We start from the raw sequence: 20,705 nt of genomic DNA, 5'->3' as shown, positions 1-20,705 counted from the left end.
CTAGGTTCTAGGTTCTAGGTTCTAGGTTCTAGGTTCTAGGTTCTAGGTTAACAACATCCTAAAACCTAGTCTCTTCCCTAGTACCTAGCTCCTTTTGGTTAAACCGCTTTATGATAAATCTCTGAGCCGCTTTGTTTAAATTCGGCTGATTTAGCTTGCATCTCGGCTTCAACATCGACCATTTTGATCTCAATAGCATCACCTACGTTGTTAGGATCTATGCCTCTGGCTTCTAGATCTTTAGCGTATTCTCTTACTTCTTGGGTGATTTTCATTGAGCAGAATTTTGGCCCACACATAGAGCAAAAATGCGCTACTTTGCCAGATTCTTGTGGCAGTGTTTCGTCATGGTATTCACGAGCACGAACAGGGTCTAAACCAATATTAAATTGGTCATGCCAGCGGAACTCAAAACGCGCTTTTGATAACGCATTATCACGCTCTTGCGCTCCGGGATGACCTTTGGCTAAATCGGCGGCATGAGCGGCAATTTTATAGGTGATCAGCCCTTCTTTAACGTCTTCTTTATTTGGTAAACCTAAATGCTCTTTTGGTGTGACATAACACAGCATTGCACAGCCATACCATGCAATTTGCGCCGCCCCAATACCAGAGGTGATATGGTCATAGCCTGGGGCGATGTCAGTTGTCAGCGGGCCAAGGGTGTAAAAAGGTGCTTCGTCGCAATGCTTAAGCTGCTCTTCCATATTAGCTTTGATCATATGCATTGGCACATGCCCTGGGCCTTCAATAAACACTTGTACATCGTGTTTCCACGCGATTTTGGTCAGCTCACCTAACGTACGCAGTTCACTAAATTGCGCGTCATCGTTGGCATCTGCAATTGAACCAGGACGCAGGCCATCTCCTAATGAGAAACACACATCGTACTGTTTCAAAATCTCACAAATATCTTCAAAATGAGTATAAAGGAAGTTTTCTTTATGATGCGCTAAACACCATTTCGCCATAATTGAACCGCCGCGCGACACAATCCCAGTGACACGTTTTGCCGTCATTGGAACGTAGCGTAATAACACCCCCGCGTGAATAGTAAAGTAATCCACACCCTGCTCGGCTTGTTCAATTAGAGTATCGCGGAAAATTTCCCACGTTAGATCTTCGGCAACCCCATTTACTTTTTCAAGCGCTTGATAAATAGGCACTGTACCAATTGGCACTGGTGAGTTACGTACTACCCATTCACGAGTTTCATGAATATAACGACCCGTTGATAAATCCATAACTGTGTCAGCGCCCCAGCGGGTTGACCAGACCATTTTTTCAACTTCTTCTTCAATAGATGAGCTAACTGATGAGTTGCCAATATTAGCGTTCACTTTCACTAAAAAATTGCGCCCTACAATCATCGGCTCGGTTTCTGGGTGATTAATGTTGTTAGGTAAAATCGCACGACCACGGGCAATTTCATCACGCACAAATTCAGGAGTAATAAACTCAGGGATACTCGCACCAAACGACTCGCCTTGGTGCTGCTGTGCTAATAACTCTTTTTGAAGTTGCGCACGGCCCATGTTTTCACGAATTGCGACATATTCCATTTCCGGTGTGATAATACCTTGGCGAGCATAATGCATTTGCGTGACATTTTTACCGGCTTTAGCGCGGCGAATTTTTGGGAGATGCTCAAAACGAATATGATCAAGGCCTTCATCGGCCATGCGTTGCTGAGAAAACTGCGAGCTGACTGAGCCTAAAATTTCAGTATCTCCACGGCTTTCAATCCACTGTTCGCGGTACTTATCCAGCCCTTTACGAACATCTAGAGTAAAATCAGGATCTGTGTATGGGCCTGACGTATCATAAACACGCAGTGGTGCATTTGATTCGTACACTGGGTTTTCATCGGTGCCACCGATAAAGGTATCACTCAAAGTAATTTCACGCATACCAACACGCACATTATCTTGCGTACCTTGTACATAAACTTTGTGTGAGCTTGGAAATGGTTGCCCAGTAAGGTTATAAATATAATCTGATGCAGCCGCACGAGTTTCGCGGCGAGACGGTTTATTTGATGTGTTTGACATGACTTACCTCATTGCTAAAAGGGTTGTCTTGTCAGATACTGCTGTGCGATAAAAAGCAACGCAATAGAGAGTAGCAAATGCTACATGGATCGTAGATTGGTGTTACAAAAAAGCACTACCAACCTTGGCAGCCACAGTGCTTATGCCCAAAACTGGCGCACAAGCACCCGTTTTAGGCAGCTTGTTCCCTACGCAGGTGTTAGCCTGATCAGGTTCACGGATCCCGCTTTCGCGATCTCAGCCTTTAAGTTAAAAACTCAAGGCACTCCGACAAGTAAAATTCTATATATTGTTCGCTAACGAGTGTACGTTAGATATTGCAAGCCTGCAAGAGATCAACTTGCGGGAATAAACGCAAATGTTTGCTCGCCATTTAAAACCAATTGCTGATCTTGAATTTGCAGTGGCACACCTTGCTTTAACGCATTTAAAAACTGCAGTTCAAACTCGTCCAACTCATCTCCGCATGATTTACGGGTCATACCTAATTTATTCACCGTTAAATGATTATCATCAAGTTGACCTTCACCAAAAAATTTATTACAACCAGCAAAACCATTGACTTGCAGAGCTTCAATAAAACTTAATGATGCTGAATATGATGCAGGGATTGCTAAACCATCAACCCGTGATAGTTGCCACTTAGTGTATTTTAATTGCTCACTGGTGACTGTCCCTGTCGATGAGCAGCCAATACATAAACCGATTATAAGCATCGGGATTGCTGCTAATTTCATGTAATTACTAACCTAAAACTCAATTGCAACATGATAACAATAAATAACAGTTTATACCGTTAATAATGCATGTTTTTAATGTAAAAAAATGTTCTAAGATAGTAAAAAAGGTGGCACCGGAAAATTACTCAGGCTTAAATAGTAGATCAACTTGATCGGGCAAAAATGGCCGACCTAGCTCATTCACCGCGGTGCCAATCACCAGTGCCTTTAACATCACTTTTTCATCATGCTTTCTTACCACTGTTTGTCGAAAGCCAAACTTTAAGCGACTAATACGCTCAGGCTCTACAGCGACATAAAACTCATCTCCGGGCATTAGTGATTGCTTATAATCCATCTCGCTACGCATTACGACTAAATTAATTTTATCGCGAGTAAGCTGAGCAAAATCAACCCCATTCGCATGCAAAAACTCATGGCGCGCATGCTCTAGGTAATTAAAATACACACTATTATTTACAATGCCTTGTAAATCGCATTCGTAGTCGCGTACTTTAAAGTCAACTTTAAAGGTCATATTTGTATTCCTTATTATGTATACTGTGCGCGTTTATAGCACATAAATATAACTGGTATCACGACTTTAATGAGAATAGTTGCTATCATGCAAGTCCTTAAAATGGAGTTAAGTAATAGAATGAAATTACGCCTGTCTTTAATTACTGCCGCGCTTTTACCTTTGATAAGCGCCCCAGCTTTTGCTGAAGATACTGAACTTGAAAAAATACTCGTCACCGGAGACTTTCAAAAAGAAAGCATTCAAACCCTTAGTGCCAGTGCCAGTTTATTTAGCGAACGCGAAATTAATGACCGAGGTGCTAGTTTTCTAGACGAAATGCTTGCCAGTGCTGCCAACGTAAATTTTACCGCTGGTGCTTCTCGTGGCCGTTACATCCAAATTCGAGGGGTTGGTTTACGCTCACAATTTGTTGACCCTATTAACCCTTCTGTTGGCTTAGTGATCGATGGCATTAATTATTCCGGCTTAGGTGGTAGTTCATTACTGTTTGATGTAAACCAAGTTGAGATTTATCGCGGTCCGCAAGGTACTCGCTTTGGTGCTGATGGTATGGCTGGTATGATCCAAATGGAATCAGCCGATCCAACTTTTGATCCAAGCGTCAAAGTGCAGCTAGGCGCAGGTAACTACAACAGTTATGAAGCGGGTGTTGCCGCAGGTATTGGTATTACAGACAGCACCGCAGTGCGCGCTAGTATTTATCAACGTGAGTCTGATGGTTATGTTGATAACCTATATTTAAACGAGTCAACACAACAACAAGATGAACTGGTTAGTCGTTTTAAACTACACAGCCAACTTACAGATCATCTTCGCACTGAATTAAGTGTTCATTATATTGATATCAATAACGGCTACGATGCATTTACGCTTGATAATAGCCGTAATAGTGTAGCCGATCACCCAGGCCAAGATAACCAAGAAAGTATCGCGGTAGGTCTTGCCAACATCTACACTGGCTTTGCTTGGTTTGATGTCAGTTTAAACTTATCAGGTATTGATAGTGATTTAGTTTATAGCTTTGATGAAGACTGGGTATGTAACGATATTAATAAGTCGCAGTTATGCGGTGCAGGACTACACCCCGATGGTTATAGCTCAACCGATAGCTACTTTCGAGATCGTCAAGACCAGGCTGCTGAACTGCAATTTAATGGCAAAGGTGGTAACTGGGTTACGGGACTTTATTATCAAGCCCGTAATGTTGATTTAGAACGCCAATACACTTGGCTTGCAGCTCCATTCGCTTCAACTTATGAAACTAGTAATACCGCAATTTACGGCCAACTAGCAACGCCGATTGGTAATAAAACCACCTTAATAACAGGCTTACGCGTTGAGCAATACCAAGGTGATTACACCGATAATAATGGTTTTATTGAAAGTACTGATGATGTGATGGTCGGTGGTAAACTTGCCCTTGAGTATCAAGTCATTGACCGTACCATGATTTATACCAGCCTAACTCGTGGTTATAAAGCAGGAGGGATTAACTCTGAAGCACTCGCCAAAGCGAAAGATGACGGTTTAAACCTTGATGCTGATTTCTTTAAAAACCACACTAGTTTCGCACCAGAGTACCTATGGAGTGGTGAATTTGGCGTTAAAGGTAGCTCTTTAGATGAAAAATTTATTCTGCGCTTAGCGGCCTTTTATATGTATCGCGAAGATATGCAGTTAAAAGCCTGGAAAGTGGAAGACCAAAAGTTTACTGGTTATATTGATAACGCCAGCTCTGGAGAGAATTACGGCCTTGAAATTGAAGGCAGTTACCAATTAACTGATGACTTATTTTTCACCGGTAGCGCTGGTTATTTACATACTAAAATCAATGACTTTGTCGCTCAATCTGGTCTAGATCAAGATGGTCGCGAGCAATCACAAGCGCCTAAATACCAGTATGCATTCACGGCTCGCTATAACTTTACTGACGAGTTATTTGCTACAATCGGCATTGAAGGTAAAGATAATTATTACTTCTCAGATAGCCACAACTCGCAGGCACCGAACATTAATTTAGTTAATTTAACTACTGGTTACGAGGCTGAGCAATGGTCAATTCGCGCTTGGGCACGTAACGTATTTGATGAAGAAGTACCTACACGTGGTTTTGAATTTGGTAACGACCCACGCGAAGGGTATGCAACTCACACATACACTCAGCTTGGCGAACCAATGGTTGCCGGCGTCACATTTATCTACGAGTTATAAAAACGAGTTTCAAGGGATAAGTTAAAAGGTAAAAGCTAGATTACTTTTACCTTTTCTTAACCTTGAATCTTGAGCCTTTTAAGCCCTACCTACATCAAACGCGATGACTTCTTTTATGGTGTTTTTTTGCGTTGCTAACATCACTAACCTATCAACCCCTAATGCTACTCCTGCGCATTGTGGTAAACCATGCTCAAGAGCGGCGATTAAACGGGTGTCCATAGGCACTTGTGTTAAGTTATTCGCTTTGCGGTATGCATTATCTTCAGTAAAACGTTTAGCTTGCTCCTGTGCATTGGTGAGCTCATTAAAACCATTCGCCAGCTCCATGTTCTGATAATAAAGCTCAAACCGCCCAGCGACTCTAATATCATGCTCACAAATACTCGCCAGTGCGGCTTGCGATGCAGGAAAATGATAAATAAAACAAGGTTTTTGTTGGCCAATTGTTGGCTCAACTTTCATACAAAATAATAATTGTAGTAACGTATCACGGTGAGTTTCATGCTTAGCGATATCAGCAAACCCCTGTTCACAGGCAAGTGTTTGTAACTGTTCAATAGTGGCACTGAGCGGATCAAGTCCTAATGCTTTGGTAAAAGCATCTTGATAGGTTAAACGCTCTGCAGGTGGAACATTTAAGATAAGCTGCATTAATTCATCAATTTCATCCATCAGCGCAAACTCATCAAACCCAGGGCGATACCATTCCAACATAGTAAACTCAGGATTATGATGGCTGCCCGCCTCTTCGTTACGAAATGCCTTACAAATTTGGTAAATAGCACCACTGCCGGCTGCCAATAATCGCTTCATGGCAAATTCTGGTGATGTTTGTAAGTAAAGCGGTAAGCCTTTCGCGAAACCGGGGCCAATAAACTGCGTTTTAAAACTCGCTAAATGAACATCAGTAACACTCGCTGCACTTAAACTAGGCGTATCAACTTCCATAACGTGGCGTTGGTAAAAGAATTCCCGAATAGTGCGTAAAATTGCGGCTCGTTGTGCCAAAGTATTTACTTGTGCGCTTGGTTGCCAAAGATCTGCTGACATATTTTCTCCAAAAAAAATCCCAGCTTAAGCTGGGATTTATTAAGCTATATTAAAGTTACTTAACACGGCTTACATATTCGCCGTTACGGGTGTCGACTTTAATTACTTCACCGATTTGTACGAATAATGGTACACGCACAACAGCACCAGTACTTAGCGTTGCTGGCTTACCACCAGTACCTGCTGTGTCGCCTTTAAGACCAGGATCTGTTTCAGTGATCTCAAGCTCTACAAAGTTAGGTGGTGCAACAGCTATTGGATTGCCGTTCCACAAAGTAATAGTACATACATCATTTTCAACTAACCATTTACCAGCATCGCCAAGCGCTTTTTCATCAGCTGCGATTTGTTCAAATGTTTCGTTATTCATGAAATGCCAAAACTCACCATCAGTGTAAAGATACGCAAGATCGGTATCCATTACATCAGCACCCTCTACTGACTCACCTGATTTAAAAGTTTTTTCAAGTACTTTGCCAGAGATAAGTTTACGAATACGAACACGGTTAAACGCTTGGCCTTTACCAGGTTTTACCATTTCATTTTCTAAAATACTGCAAGGCTCGCCGTCCATCATAATTTTTAGGCCGCCCTTGAACTCGTTGGTGCTATAATTCGCCATCGTTTCCTCTATCTAATAATTTCGAGTAATCTACCTACCAATGATACAAAGAAATGAAGCAAATTTGCATATAAACTGGCAAAAAGAATTAGCTAATGTTGTTACTTGCCCACGCACCTTGCTAGAAATGCTAGGTTTATCAAGCATGGCCGACGAAAAAGACCTCAAAGCACGAGCTCTTTTCCCGGTACGTGTGCCTGTGCCTTTTATCAAAAAAATGCGTTATGGCGATATTAATGACCCATTACTGCTGCAAGTCATGCCGCGCCACCAAGAGTTTATCGCTAAAACAGGTTTTGATAAAGATCCATTAAAAGAGCAAAACAACGCTCAACCAGGATTATTACACAAATATAAATCCCGAGTTTTAGTGATGTTTAAAACTGGTTGCGCCGTTAATTGCCGTTATTGCTTTCGTCGCCATTTTCCATACCAAGAAAATCAGCTAAATAAACGCAGCTTAATTGCAGCGCTCGATTACATAAAATCGGATGCTAATATTAACGAGGTGATTTTAAGTGGTGGTGATCCGTTAATGGCCAAAGACGACGCAATTAGTTGGTTTATGGATGAGCTTGAACAATTACCACAAATTAAACGAATGCGAATTCATAGCCGCCTACCGGTGGTGATCCCATCTCGCATTACTGACCAATTGTGCGAACGTTTTGCAAAGTCTCCACTTAAAATTGTGTTTATTAATCACATTAACCATGGCAACGAGATTGATGATGATTTTAAAGTGGCAATGCAAAAACTCAAAAAGGTAGGTGTCACATTGCTCAATCAAGCGGTGCTATTAAAAGATGTAAATGATACCAGCGAAGCGCAAGTCGCATTAAGCGAAGCGTTATTTGATGCCGACGTACTGCCTTATTATTTATATTTACTTGATAAAGTTGAAGGAGCGAGTCATTTTGATATCGACGAATCACAGGCACGCAAAATCATGGCCGAAATGCTTATCGCATTGCCAGGATTTTTAGTACCAAAGCTGATGCGCGAAATCGGCGGTCAAAAAAGTAAAACGCCGATTGACCTCAAGCTTTTATAAACACAAGACTTAAACGTATACGTTAACGTTATTGCCAAGCGAAGCTGTAACTGATTTTGCTGGCGTTTGTGCAGCGCTCGAACTAGCGGCACCTTCAATAAGTGCCAGTGCTGCTGCACCATCCGCTTTTTGCTGTTTTTTTGCCAATGCTGCGCTGTATACTTCGCCACTTTGACCCGCGCCACTCATGGCCGGTAGATTTCCACCTGATATATTCATAGCTCATACCTGACTTTTTAGCTTATTACCCGTATTATATCGGCATTGCGGTCTAAAGCTTTAGGAAAAAAATGGATTCAATTATTGAACAACTCAATGCCAACTTAAAAATTGTTTATCGCCAGTCTCTTGACGCAGATAAAAAATTAGATGAGTTGCAACAACAAGGCTTAGGTAAATTTACAGCGTTATTTCCTGCCGATGCTGGTTTTACCTTTGAAGCAAAACGCTTCAAACCTTATGTATTAGATGTAGCTGCAGATGTAGAAAGCTTAAGTTCAGAAGGTTTTAGTGAAGAAAAGCTAAAAACCACTGTTATTAAATTACAACAGTTACTGCAATTACTCGCAACGTTCAAGTAACTATAAAAGCGCTATCATTAAACTGTAGCGCTTTTTACTCTTAATTTAGCTTGGGGTAACAACTGGCAGTAATTCTTTATCAAACCAATCAGTGATCAAACGTTTATCATAGTAAAACTGTTCATCACGGCCCATTTTAATTTTATCCATAAAGCCCATATCTTTTAATTCGACTTTATCGCTTTGACTAATCACGTTACCGTCTTTATCAGTAACCGAATATTGAAACTCAATGCGTGGAAAATAAATTGGTTTTACAATACGTAAATCATTCATACCGCCAAAGCGTACATCACCGGCTAAATCCAGCTCAGTCACTTCAACATTAAACTTATATCCTTCGGGCAACTTTTCTGCCAGTTTATTAAAGTGCTTTTCAAAACTGCTCGCTACATGTTTATGGTATGAGCCTTTAGGTTCATTTGAAGGACGTACATCACGGTAGTCATTGAAGTCTTGCCATTTTACGACAGCTTCTCCTGCTTGAGCAAATACAGGCAGTACAACTAACATAGCCATCGCTACTTTTTTAAATGTATTCATTGTCTATCTCCAAAATGCCCTTGGGCTAATATAGTTGAAATAATAGCACTAACAACTTAACTATAGCTTAATACTATTTAGTCTCATTGTTATCATTTATGTAAAATATGTAACCAGACACCAGTTAACTATGATTAATTGATACCGTAACATCATGGAACAACAAAAAGATCAGATAAAGCATGTATTGAAGTGCTATTTATGATGAAATTACAACTATACACCTTCACCTTATATATGGAGATTTCATGACAATTTTAGTAACAGGTGGCGCGGGATACATAGGCTCACACACTGTTGTTGAATTATTACAACAAGATAATGATGTTGTTATCATTGATAATTTAAGCAACTCGAGTGTGGAATCACTTGAGCGTGTAAAAAAAATCACTGGTAAAACTGTGCACTTTTATCAAGGTGACATCCTTGATAAAACATTTTTGGCCAGCGTTTTTGCAAAACATACAATTGAGAGTGTTATTCATTTTGCCGGTTTAAAGGCTGTCGGTGAATCAATGGTGAAACCCATTGAGTATTACCAAAATAACGTGCAAGGTACGCTGACTCTCGTTGATGCTATGCGCGATGCAGGTGTGTTTAAACTTGTATTTAGCTCATCGGCAACAGTATATGGTGATCCAGCAAGCCTGCCAATTCAAGAAGATTTCCCGGTAGGTGGCACTACTAATCCATACGGCACATCAAAACTGATGGTTGAAATGATGTTACAAGACATCGCTAAATCAGATGAGCGCTTTGCATTTGCAATTTTGCGTTACTTTAATCCCGTAGGTGCGCACGAGTCAGGCCTAATTGGTGAAGATCCCAATGGTATTCCAAACAACTTATTACCTTACATAGCGCAAGTGGCAGTGGGTAAATTAAAGCAGCTGGGTATCTTCGGCGATGACTATGATACGGTTGATGGTACTGGTGTGCGTGATTACATCCATGTTGTTGACTTAGCGCTTGGTCATTTAAAGGCACTTAATAAAATAAACCAAGATACCGGTGCCCATGTTTACAATCTTGGCACCGGTAATGGTTATTCGGTGCTACAAATGCTCAACGCATTTAGCAAAGCCTGTGGTAAAGATATTCCGTATCAGGTGTCACCTCGTCGCCCAGGTGATATTGCAGCTTGTTATGCAGCGCCTGAAAAAGCCCTTAGTGAACTTGATTGGCAAGCAGAGCGTGGTATCGATGTGATGATGCAAGATACGTGGCGTTGGCAAAGTAACAACCCAAAAGGGTATAAATAGCTAAACTTAAACCAGCTTCAATAAGCTGGTTTTTTTATATTTTTTGAAATAAAAAGTCTCGTTTACCACTCTTTTACAGTATCTATATTTAATCACCTATCAAAAATGCAACCAACCTATACTCGTTACAGTATTCATTCACTGCTAATTATTAGCTTATCGCTATTGGGTCTTAGCCTCTTATTAGGAGCAGAGGTAAATAATGTGCATGCTATTTTCAATTTTTATCAATTAGCCAATGTAATCCCTGAAACTGGGCAATCAATACTCGCAGGAGTGGCTTTTTTAGTAACCGCTTTATTTATTATTTTAAGTTTAAAACAATCACGTTTTCAGACCCCTGCTTTTGTTAGCCTGATCACTCTTGCCGTTATACCGCTTGTTACCTTATTAAGTGAAAGCCGCTGGATGACTGACTTAGGTGGCTTCCCAATTATAGGCTCTGGGCAAGGTATAATTAAGTACACCGCACTTGTTTCTCTCGCTATTTACCTTTATAAACCGCAGCGCTTGTCAGCTCAAGGCATGGCAATTTTGAACTTCTTTCCTGTTGCATTAGTGCTTATTTGGATTGGTGGTATGAAATTTTACGAGTTTGAAGCAAATGGAATTATATCACTGGTATCAACCTCTATTTTTATGTCTTGGTTATATACCTTATTTTCAGTGCAAACAGCGTCTAATCTAATTGGTGCGTACGACATCTTTTTTGCTTTAGCACTCGCTTTGGCTATCATTAAAAAGCATCCATTAGCCATTTATGTTGCGGCTCTTGGCTGCAGTGCCGTATTTTTAATGACGCAGACATTTTTATTCTCAGCTGAAGGAGCTTTTGACAGCTCAACACTACTTGCAAGATTAGGCCTTTTTGTTATTAAAGACTTATGGTTTATCGCAAATTTGCTGGTAATTGTTAGCTTTGCAAAAAAGAGCCTTAATTAACTACCATTTCAATAACATATTTAATAATGTGTATTGTAAGATCTAAAAAGCGCTATCACTTAACCAATCGTGGTAGCGCCTTATAAATATATACTTTTATATTTTGGTTTAAATACACATCACTACAACCTGTTTACGTCTGTGCCCATTGCCTTAATAAATTATGATACACGCCAGTTAATCTAACAATCTCAGGGCTATCGCTGACTTTTTCGCGCAAGCTTTGAATCGACATATCCAATTCAAATAACAAACCACGCTTTTCATCGCTATTAACCATGCTCTGTAACCAAAAAAATGAAGCTAAACGTCGCCCCCGAGTTACGGGAGTGACTTTATGTAAACTGGTTGATGGATACAACACCATGCTACCTGCAGGGAGTTTTACTGTGTGAGAGCCATAAGTATCTTCAATAACGAGTTCGCCACCATCATAGTCTTCTGGTTCGCTCAAAAATAACGTCATTGATAAATCCGTACGAATTTTCACTGGTGTGCCAGGTACTTGTCGAATCGCATTATCAACATGAATACCAAACGATTGGCCACCTTGGTAACAGTTAAATAAAGGTGGAAAAATTTTTGCAGGCAACGCCCCTGACATAAATAGATCACTGCGAGCCAGAGCGCCCATAACTATATCACCGAGCTCTTTGGCTGCAGCGCTTTGCTCAGGTAATTGTAAGTTATTTTTGGTCTTAGTTGATTGATAACCTGCGGTAACACTGCCATCAGTCCATTGCGCGGCTAATAAAACATTACGGCAATAAGCGACTTCATCAGCACTGAGCAAGTCTGGTATTTTTAATAGCATGGAAGTTCCCAAATCTTAAAAAAACAGGCTAATAAGCATTAACCTGTTTAATAAGCTTTAACCTATTTAACAAACATTAATTTGTAATTAGAAAGAATAACTAGCCGTTAGTGTAAAATAACGACCTTGACCAGGAATAAAGTGTCCGCCACCTAGTTTATCTTCATAATCTTCATCCGTTAAATTCTCACCATTAAACTGAATGCTTAACTGCTCAGTTGCTTGATAAGAAAGCATCATATCGAACAAAACATAACTATCGGCTTTACGACTGGTCGCTGAATTACCATTATAACGCTCACCAATATATTGTGCGCCAAAACCTGCAGCTATCGCGTCGCTAAAGTCATATCGAGCCCAAACACTGTAGCTATTTTTAGGTGCTCGAGCCAAGTTATGCCCAACATCACCAGTAGCTGTAGATTCAGTAACTTCGCTATCTTGATAGGTATAAGAACCGATAATACTTAATTCGTCAGTGATAATACCTATTGCAGACAACTCTAAACCTTGCACTCGTTGCTCACCATCAAGCACTTCAACACCACGCTGATCACTATTAGGATCATCCACGCGCGCATTAGTTTTAACCGTTCTAAAAATAGCGGCACTGGTCATCAACTTATCATCAAGTAAATTCCATTTAGTGCCTAACTCATAGCTTTGGCTCTTCTCCGGATCTAACTCACTTGAATTACCACTAGTAGATACAGCAATGCCTTCAGCCGATGGGTTATACGAGTTACCTGCACCAAAGTAAATGCTGCTATTTTGACTTGGCTTATATACGGCAGATGCGTTCCAACTAGTCATGGTATCGCTAGTTGAGATCATTAATGCTGGATCCTTGTAATCATACTGATAATCGCTATCGTACTGCTCTGAACGTAAACCCGCAGTTAATTGCCAATATTCATTAAATGTAATTGTATCAAATGCATAAATTGCACGGGTTTTAGCAACCGCTTCAGTACTAGTGCCATCACGACCATACTGACCAGTGTAAGGTAAATAAGCATCTGGGTTGTATAAGTCATTCAGCGCTGGTTCGTTCTTTAAATTATCAGCTACCAATGCAGTCACATTCCAACGGCTAAATGTCTCGTTAGTTAATTCAACACCAGTAACCACATTATGTTTTACACCAGCAAAATAGTACTCACCAACTAAATCAAGTTGCAGTGTTGCCAATTCATTGCGCGTATCGCGATTTTTAACGTCGCTCATTCTTATATCAGTTGTTGTTTTTACATCAATAAAACGCGGCGCTGTCACTGTATCTTTTCGCTCTACACGACCAATGCGACCTTGGGCACGTAGCATGGTTGTTTGCGACAAGTCATACTCATACTTTGCAGTTGTTGAATACGCTTCGATATCTTCAAAATCACGATATACGTTACCGTAAAAATTAGTGAAATTCACCGGTGGCGCTGCATTTTCGCTACCAGCAAGTTCAGCAACAGGGCTAGAACCAACCCACGGAATACCGTAATCAGACATATTATCTTGATTCTGATAATCAGCATTAAGATTAAAACGGCTATTGGTTCCTAAACCAGTCGCAAACGAAACCGCGACTGCTTGTTTTTCTTTTTCAACATGATCACGCCCAGCAACATCCCCTTTATCAACCAGTAAATTGACACGTAGCGCTGATGTTTCAGCCACTTTAAAGTTACTATCTATTTGCGCGCGATAATCACTCTCTGTGCCTAAACGCAGCGAAGCATCATTAAATTCATCCAACGTCGCCGTTTTTGTAGTTAAGTTAATACTACCGCCCGTTGAACCTCGGCCTGTTGTTGCTGAGCTTGGGCCTTTTGCAACTTCGATTTGCTCAACGTTATAAGTATCACGGTCGTACCCGGCAATATCACGAATACCATCGATAAAAATATCATTGGCAGCACTAAAACCACGAATAGATAAACTGTCACCAGCTGGCGCACCGCCTTCACCCGCCGCCAATGAAATACCCGAAACATTACGTAACGCATCTTGCAAACTATCTACATTTCTATCTTTCATCACAGCTTTGTTAATAACCGTTATTGATTTTGCAGTATCAACCAACGGCTGGGTGCTCTTTATTGATGATGATTTTTCAACTTTATAGCTTTGTTCCGATTGCGTTTTTGCTTTGGTTACTGATAGCTCTTGTATATTTTCAGCTCCTTGAGCAGACGCCCAAGTTGATAAAGTTGCGGTAACAAAAGCAGCCAGCGGTTTTATATAAGTTCGGCGTTTATTAGTCATTTTACCCATTTTAGCTCCATTAGCAGGGAACTTGCTAACACGTTGTTTTTGTAGCAAGTCATTTAAGCACGTTGATTTAAGTTCGGCGGAATCCTAGCACTGAGTAATATTAATGTAAATGCGAAATGTTATCACTTGTATTATTTTGTCAATCATTGTACTATTTTTCACACTTTTAAACTTACGTAACGCGACTGTAAATGCACAGTAAACTTGGGGGCATGAGTGGCGTAAAAAATTAAGTTTAAGCGCTTAAAAATCAAGGTTTTTTAATTTTATAAAGTTAAAGCCAGAGCTTGGCTTTGTACTGTAAATGGTTATTACTTTTAGGGCATTACTTAGCATATGCAACGTTTTATAAAATCTGTTGGGGCAGTTATTTTACTAAGCTCATTCTCAAGCTTAGCTGATCCGGTTAGCGAACTTGAAAACCTCGTTAATCAGTGGTTACAAATAGAACAACAAACTAGTGAGTTAGAAACACATTGGCTAGAAAAAAAAACCTCGATGCAACAAACATTAATCTTACTTGATGCAGAGCAAGCACAACTCAAACAGCTAAACCAAAATCGTCAAAAGAACACCTCTGAGCTGGCAGAAAAGCGCACTGCGCTAATTCAACAACAAAGCCAGCTTGAGACCGATGAAAACGCGCTCAATAGTCAATTAATCCAGCTCAGCCAGCAATTGCGCTCACTGCAAGTACAATTACCTCCCCCATTACTGGCGAGCTGGCAAAGTATTGGCGATCTAGATAACGAAAGCCTAGATGCGAATGAAAAGCTACAAATTGCTTTAAAAATGCTTGGCCAATTGGCTGATTTTCAAAACCGAATTTCAATTCATGAAATGGCAATCAGTAATAGTGAAGGCAAAGAAATATGGGTAAAACAGCTTTATTTGGGTGCCGCACAAGCATGGTTTGTTAGTAATGATTTAAGTTATGCGGGCACTGGCTTCCCTTCTGAGTTAGGTTGGCAATGGCAATTTGATACTGAAATTGATGGCGAGCAAATTGCCCACGGTATCGCTGTACAAGAAAAAAAACAAGCAGCTCACTGGCTTACCTTGCCTGTATTTAGCTATGCAGCTAAGGAGCTGACGCCATGAAACGATTCTGTACTTTTTTGTTTGTTACACTACTGAGTTTTAGCCAAGTAGTAACAGCCGCGACTGCGGATGCTGCCAAACAACAATTACTAACGGATATTAAAACGGCGCAGAGCGTTTTAAATAAAGCACAACAGCGGATTGCCAAACAGCAAACAACTATGGCACAACAGATATTTGAAAAACAGCAAGCACTTAAAAAAGAGCGTGAGCAAGCGACACTCAATCGCCGTTTAGCTGATGAAGACACATTGAGTTTAACCCAGCTACAAACACGCTTAGATAGCTGGCAACAACAACAGCAATATCGGCTAAATTTACTCAACCGATTTACTCGTCAATACGCTCAGCAAGCGCAAAGTAAAAACGATCAACAAGCACTTTTGAATGATGTAGTCGCGGTGATAGAGCAGCAAACCGCGGCATTATATCCAGAGTTTAAAAAACAAAATATAGTATTGAAAAATGGCGAGCTCACCGCAGCTACAACATTACAAGTAGGTCCCGTGGCTTGGTTTAGTGTTGCACAGCCAAAACTAACCGGCCTGCTTTCATCAGCAGCTAACGCTGCAGTACCAAAAGTAGCTATAGTTCAATCACGTGATGAGAATAACCCATTTGATATCGCTTACTCACAAGTAAATACGAACTCAGCTAAGATCGCAGCTTCTTTAACATTTGATCCAAGTTTAACCCGCTTAGTTGCCAGTCAAGCGCAACAAGAAGGTGCAGTTGAACATCTTGAAAAAGGTGGCTTATGGGCAATCCCTATCATTTTATTTGCATGTTTTGCATTATTAATTGCGCTATTCAAGGCATATCAATTATTTAGCCTTAGTAAGATCAAAGCTGTCTCGACGCTGACTTTACAAACTGCGTTTGATCAACCTGAGCAACACAGCTTCAGCGGAATGCAAGCAACACTGTTTCAACTCTCTGTTGATAGCAACATAGGACAAATAAGAGATGACCAGTTATTTAATCAGCTGATGCATAATAAACACAAGCTTGATAACTACATTGGCGCAATCGCGATCACAGCATCGGTAGCACCGCTTCTGGGCTTATTGGGCACAGTCAGTGGCATGATTGAAACATTCAAAATGATGACGTTATTTGGCTCTGGCGATCCAGAAGTGGTATCTGGTGGTATTGCCCAAGCTTTGATCACTACCGAGCTTGGCCTCGTTGTTGCCATACCAGCATTAGTACTCAATGCGCTACTATCGCGTAAAGCTAAAGCCTATTACACCCAACTTGAAGCGTTCGCACTGCAACTTAGTCAACTTGAGGTGAAAAATGTTTGAGCAACTGTTCGATAATTTTATCTGCTGGCTTATCATCCTATTAGCGCTATTTGTTTATCAGCTCATTTGGCACGATATCCTGCATTTAAAACAATATAAACTGCAACGCCAAGGTTACTGGCACGACGTCAGCTCTATTTTGACCGCTGCGCTGCCATTACTTGGTTTATTAGGCACCATTATTGGTTTACTCGATACATTTAAAGTGATGTCGCAAGGCGAAAACGAATTAATGAGCGAAGCGATAAGTAATGCTCTACTCACTACACAACTGGGGTTAGTCTGCGCAATTCCTGCATGGCTGATGCAAGCTTACTTGCTGTACGTAACACGTAACAGTGCTATCCAACAGCAAGCGAGCTAAGCCAATGCAAGCACGTTTAAAACAACGCCTAGAACAACAGTCTGCGCATCATATTGATATGTCACCACTATTAGATGTGGTATTTATACTACTGATTTTCTTTATTGTAACCACCGTTTTCGTTCGCGAAAGTGGGGTCGAGGTTGATAAACCGCAAGCCGTCTCAGCAAGCAGATTAGAGCAACAAGTTATTTTTCTTGCCATAACTGATAGTCAGCAGGTTTACTTTGACGGTAGCCAAATTGGCGTGGCCGGTGTGCGCAGCAGCGTAGAGCAAATGCTAAAACAACAGCAAAGACCGGTAGTAATCCAAGCTGATAAAACCGTACCAACCGAGCTATTAGTAAAGGTAATAGACGAAGCAAAACTTGCTGGTGCAGCAACCGTTAACTTAGCGACCCAGCAATAATATGCAAAATAATATACTCGCATCACAACCTGCAATAGCTAATAAACGTCATCCGTTTTTTGCTTTTATGTTGAGCCTAACGGTACTTGCATGCGCGTTAGTTTTACTTTGGCTTGGGCAAATTGCTGAGCACGTTATCAACGACAAAGTTATCGTCCGGGAAGTTGCTTTAGTGCCACTGCCTCCACCTCCGCCACCAACCGTGACGCAATCAGCTGTGACAGAGCCGATGCAAAGCCTCGTTGTCGAAGGTGCGGGGGCAACTATTCAAGCCATTAATATAAAAATTGAAAGTAAAATTTCGCTTAGCAAACCAACCCTTGCAAATATGCCAATTGCTACTCCTGAATTTCAATCTATCGAAGTTAATTGGGATGCCTTTAGCTTAAATCAACTAGATGGTTTACCCACGCTACTCACTCCCGTAAAAGCAGTATTACCTAAAAAGTTAACTCGCCAAGGTGTGAGTACCTTCATCGTGAAGCTCGATGTTTTTATCGATGAAAATGGCCGATTAAGCTTAATTGATGTTATACAAAACCCGTACCCTGAGCTAAAGCCTGAAATAGACAAGATCATTAAGCAAAGTCGGTTTAGTTCACCAAAAAAAGACGGTGAAATAGTGAGAGCCAGATTTATTTGGCCCATTGAATTTAAACCTTAGTAAAGCCAGTATTTAAGTGAAAATACAATGAAAAAATTAACAACAAAAAAATGGTTAACGTCTTTAGCTATCGTGCCATTAACCTTTTATATGGCTGCCAGCCAAGCAACCTCATTGCAGGTAAAGCTACAACCAAGCGATCTACACTGGCAGTTGCTGATCAATAATAATTTACTGAGCCCAACAGATATAAAAATCGAAGCTAATGAACGCAGCTTCGCCCAGCAACTAAAACCACTATTACAACAAGGTAACTACCAAGCTGTTGCTGATCTATTTAAACAACGTGAATTAGGTAACGATAGCCCTGCGTTACAACTTTTACGTGGCCAAGTTTTGTTAACCTTAAAACAGTTTGCAGGAGCTGAGCAGGCGTTAAAGGCAAGTTTATCAAGCATGCCAGATTTAGTTAAAGCTCATCAAGGTTTAAGTCTGCTCTATATGCAGCAAGGTAATTATCAACAAGCACAGCCACATCTAACCCGCTGTATTGAACTTGGCCAAGCTGATGCGCAAGTCTATGCGCAACTTGCCTATATTCATGTACAAGCTGAGCAGCCTTGGAGCGCAATTGCAGCTTATCGTCAGGCATTAATGCTTGAGCCACAGCAAGCACAATATCAACAAGGGTTACTATTTTCACTAATTGCTGCAGGCGATCTAGGTCAAGCCCAAGCTCTGCTAAAAGAGCTATTAAATGCATCCCCTAACAATCCAGAGCTTTGGCTACAACGTGCACAAATTGCCTTACAACAAGACAACAATAAACAAGCTTTGGCAAGTATTGAAGTAGCTTTAAAGCTGGCACCTAGCAATGCAAGTAATCAATTACTTGCAGCACAACTTCACCTTACACAAGGTAGCTACTCACGCTCTGTTGAATTGTTAAGTAATGCATTAGCAAGCACTCAGCCAGCTCAAATAGCAGAAGCTAGCGAGATTAGTATGCAAACCCTAAATTGGCTTATCGCACAAAAAAAATGGCAGCTAGCCAAGCAGCTCGTTTCGCAACTAAACCCTTTCATAAATAAGTTATCAAAACAATCCCGCGCAGAGTTTTCAGTTTATACCGCTCAGCTAGCAATTGAGCAAGGTAACTTTAAACAAGCTCAAAAGAGTTTACATAAAGCATTAACAATCGACCCAAATCTTGGCGATGCACTGTTAAGCCTGGCAAATATCTATCAGCAACAAAACCAACTGACACAAGCAAGGTTAATGTATGTACGAGCACAAGCTTTACCTGAGTACCAACTCTCTGCATGGTTAGGTCTCGCGCAAATTGAAATTGAAAATAAAAACTACAAAGAAGCATTAAGCCAGCTTAAAAAAGCACTTAACGCTAACCCACAAAGGCAAGATTTACTCACCAACATTCGCGCTCTTGAAGGTCTGATCCAACGAGAAGGTTAATAGTTAATAGATTTATACCAATCGTGTAAAGTTACTGACCATTTATAGCGACAGATAAATACAGTGATAACAAGGCGTAAGTTTCGACATGTAGTTGTTCTACTTGAATAAATTATAACGCAGTTAGCACTTTATTTAGCTCGCTAGAATGGTTAAATATTTAAGTCGATTGGCATAAACTACCCATCAACGATCACACCGTATGACGTCCCGCCTGCGTCGCTTTTGATATTAATTCCCATGTGTTGCGTCATGAAATCTTTATTGACGATAGGGCACTCAGCGCTTCTGTTTTACTATTACTTGGGCACACTACACCAAATAAGTATCCATACTCAAATTGCTTTAAAGGTAGATGCCCTGGGATGTGAAGGAGCGTTTGTTTGATAAATAGGGATACACATGCCGTGGAGCATAGGGATTGCAAGAGCGGCCACTACTGAGTTCACCATGGGGTCTTGGCTTGGTGTTTTTACTTTATTCCAGACGTAAAAAAGCCCGACTATTGCTAGTCGGGCTTTCTCAATTTGGAGCTTGGTGATGTCATAGTGCCCACAGCGGTAGAGAGCCACATAGCAAATGTATAGAGTCGGCATTAGGGGCTTATTCTTTTCCTTTTACCTGATGCCTTTTACCTTTCACCTGCATTTTCACTTTCCTGCAGACAACAAAAAACCCGTCACATTGCTGTAACGGGTTTCTCTTATTTGGAGCCTGGCAATGTCCTACTTTCACATAGCAAATGCTACACTATCATCGGCGCTGTTTCGTTTCACTACTGAGTTC

Annotated in this window: 20 protein-coding genes and 1 riboswitch; of the genes, 11 read left to right on the top strand and 9 right to left on the bottom strand. The window is 40.8% G+C overall.

The features are described from left to right. Positions 1-98: 98 nt before the first annotated feature. From thiC to H5203_RS20650, 3 genes are all read right to left on the bottom strand, one after another. Positions 99-2,051, bottom strand: coding sequence for a phosphomethylpyrimidine synthase ThiC (gene thiC, locus H5203_RS20660; RefSeq protein ID WP_220493106.1), 1,953 nt, complete (start codon positions 2,049-2,051; stop codon positions 99-101). Between the two features lie 168 nt (positions 2,052-2,219). Continuing rightward, positions 2,220-2,331: riboswitch (TPP riboswitch) on the bottom strand. A 55-nt stretch (positions 2,332-2,386) separates the two neighbouring features. Next, positions 2,387-2,788, bottom strand: coding sequence for an META domain-containing protein (locus H5203_RS20655; RefSeq protein ID WP_310736442.1), 402 nt, complete (start codon positions 2,786-2,788; stop codon positions 2,387-2,389). 124 nt (positions 2,789-2,912) lie between these two features. Next, entirely contained in the window at positions 2,913-3,308 is a 396-nt protein-coding gene (locus tag H5203_RS20650) for a thioesterase family protein (protein WP_145234627.1), read from the bottom strand. 120 nt (positions 3,309-3,428) lie between these two features. On the opposite strand from H5203_RS20650, the gene H5203_RS20645 reads away from it, so the two are divergent. After that, positions 3,429-5,522: a TonB-dependent receptor gene (locus H5203_RS20645; protein ID WP_182820222.1), complete on the top strand. Its 2,094-nt coding sequence runs from the start codon at positions 3,429-3,431 to the stop codon at positions 5,520-5,522. A 78-nt stretch (positions 5,523-5,600) separates the two neighbouring features. Here the strand turns inward: H5203_RS20645 and epmA are convergent, their stop codons facing one another. Both epmA and efp read right to left on the bottom strand, forming a co-directional pair. Beyond that, on the bottom strand, positions 5,601-6,575 hold the full coding sequence (epmA, locus tag H5203_RS20640; RefSeq protein ID WP_145234622.1) for an elongation factor P--(R)-beta-lysine ligase: 975 nt from the start codon (positions 6,573-6,575) through the stop codon (positions 5,601-5,603). A 55-nt stretch (positions 6,576-6,630) separates the two neighbouring features. Next, positions 6,631-7,197 (bottom strand): elongation factor P, encoded by a 567-nt coding sequence (gene efp / locus H5203_RS20635; protein ID WP_145234620.1) that lies wholly within the window; start codon positions 7,195-7,197, stop codon positions 6,631-6,633. A gap of 40 nt (positions 7,198-7,237) precedes the next feature. Here efp and epmB point away from each other — a divergent pair, with 40 nt between their 5' ends. Further along, positions 7,238-8,251 (top strand): EF-P beta-lysylation protein EpmB, encoded by a 1,014-nt coding sequence (epmB, locus tag H5203_RS20630; RefSeq protein ID WP_182735674.1) that lies wholly within the window; start codon positions 7,238-7,240, stop codon positions 8,249-8,251. A 9-nt stretch (positions 8,252-8,260) separates the two neighbouring features. On the opposite strand, the gene H5203_RS20625 is transcribed toward epmB, so the two are convergent. Further along, positions 8,261-8,470, bottom strand: a complete 210-nt coding sequence (locus tag H5203_RS20625; RefSeq protein WP_145234615.1) for a hypothetical protein — start codon at positions 8,468-8,470, stop codon at positions 8,261-8,263. Between the two features lie 71 nt (positions 8,471-8,541). Here H5203_RS20625 and H5203_RS20620 point away from each other — a divergent pair, with 71 nt between their 5' ends. Continuing rightward, complete coding sequence (locus H5203_RS20620; RefSeq protein WP_145234613.1) at positions 8,542-8,832, top strand: prephenate dehydrogenase; 291 nt, start codon at positions 8,542-8,544, stop codon at positions 8,830-8,832. Positions 8,833-8,877: 45 nt separating this feature from the next. Here the strand turns inward: H5203_RS20620 and H5203_RS20615 are convergent, their stop codons facing one another. Next, positions 8,878-9,375 (bottom strand): DUF3016 domain-containing protein, encoded by a 498-nt coding sequence (locus H5203_RS20615; protein ID WP_145234611.1) that lies wholly within the window; start codon positions 9,373-9,375, stop codon positions 8,878-8,880. 248 nt (positions 9,376-9,623) lie between these two features. On the opposite strand from H5203_RS20615, the gene galE reads away from it, so the two are divergent. Both galE and H5203_RS20605 read left to right on the top strand, forming a co-directional pair. Continuing rightward, entirely contained in the window at positions 9,624-10,637 is a 1,014-nt protein-coding gene (gene galE, locus H5203_RS20610) for a UDP-glucose 4-epimerase GalE (protein WP_182820221.1), read from the top strand. Between the two features lie 204 nt (positions 10,638-10,841). Then, positions 10,842-11,579, top strand: a complete 738-nt coding sequence (locus H5203_RS20605; protein ID WP_310736502.1) for a DUF417 family protein — start codon at positions 10,842-10,844, stop codon at positions 11,577-11,579. A gap of 133 nt (positions 11,580-11,712) precedes the next feature. On the opposite strand, the gene H5203_RS20600 is transcribed toward H5203_RS20605, so the two are convergent. Both H5203_RS20600 and H5203_RS20595 read right to left on the bottom strand, forming a co-directional pair. Then, the gene (locus H5203_RS20600) at positions 11,713-12,393 is read right to left on the bottom strand and encodes a Fe2+-dependent dioxygenase (RefSeq protein ID WP_149983258.1); all 681 of its coding nucleotides are present in this window, start codon (positions 12,391-12,393) and stop codon (positions 11,713-11,715) included. 87 nt (positions 12,394-12,480) lie between these two features. Continuing rightward, the gene (locus H5203_RS20595; RefSeq protein ID WP_182820220.1) at positions 12,481-14,661 is read right to left on the bottom strand and encodes a TonB-dependent siderophore receptor; all 2,181 of its coding nucleotides are present in this window, start codon (positions 14,659-14,661) and stop codon (positions 12,481-12,483) included. 336 nt (positions 14,662-14,997) lie between these two features. Here H5203_RS20595 and H5203_RS20590 point away from each other — a divergent pair, with 336 nt between their 5' ends. From H5203_RS20590 to H5203_RS20565, 6 genes are read left to right on the top strand one after another with little or no spacing between them, the layout of a single operon-like run. After that, entirely contained in the window at positions 14,998-15,762 is a 765-nt protein-coding gene (locus H5203_RS20590; protein ID WP_182732520.1) for a DUF3450 family protein, read from the top strand. Continuing rightward, positions 15,759-17,069, top strand: a complete 1,311-nt coding sequence (locus H5203_RS20585; protein ID WP_182768004.1) for a MotA/TolQ/ExbB proton channel family protein — start codon at positions 15,759-15,761, stop codon at positions 17,067-17,069. The genes H5203_RS20590 and H5203_RS20585 overlap by 4 nt, the downstream gene beginning before the upstream one ends. Further along, complete coding sequence (locus H5203_RS20580) at positions 17,062-17,433, top strand: MotA/TolQ/ExbB proton channel family protein (RefSeq protein ID WP_145234597.1); 372 nt, start codon at positions 17,062-17,064, stop codon at positions 17,431-17,433. The genes H5203_RS20585 and H5203_RS20580 overlap by 8 nt, the downstream gene beginning before the upstream one ends. A gap of 4 nt (positions 17,434-17,437) precedes the next feature. After that, entirely contained in the window at positions 17,438-17,842 is a 405-nt protein-coding gene (locus H5203_RS20575) for a biopolymer transporter ExbD (RefSeq protein ID WP_149983262.1), read from the top strand. Between the two features lies 1 nt (position 17,843). After that, positions 17,844-18,506 carry a hypothetical protein gene (locus H5203_RS20570; RefSeq protein WP_149983263.1) on the top strand — a complete coding sequence of 221 codons (663 nt, stop codon included), beginning with the start codon at positions 17,844-17,846 and terminating at the stop codon, positions 18,504-18,506. Between the two features lie 27 nt (positions 18,507-18,533). Beyond that, positions 18,534-19,919, top strand: a complete 1,386-nt coding sequence (locus tag H5203_RS20565; protein WP_145234591.1) for a lipopolysaccharide assembly protein LapB — start codon at positions 18,534-18,536, stop codon at positions 19,917-19,919. The last annotated feature ends 786 nt before the right edge of the window (positions 19,920-20,705 follow it).

This window comes from Pseudoalteromonas sp. SG41-1 (assembly GCF_014164575.1).
GTDB classification, from domain to species: Bacteria; Pseudomonadota; Gammaproteobacteria; order Enterobacterales; family Alteromonadaceae; genus Pseudoalteromonas; species Pseudoalteromonas rhizosphaerae.
This window is presented reverse-complemented; position numbering and strand designations above follow the sequence as displayed.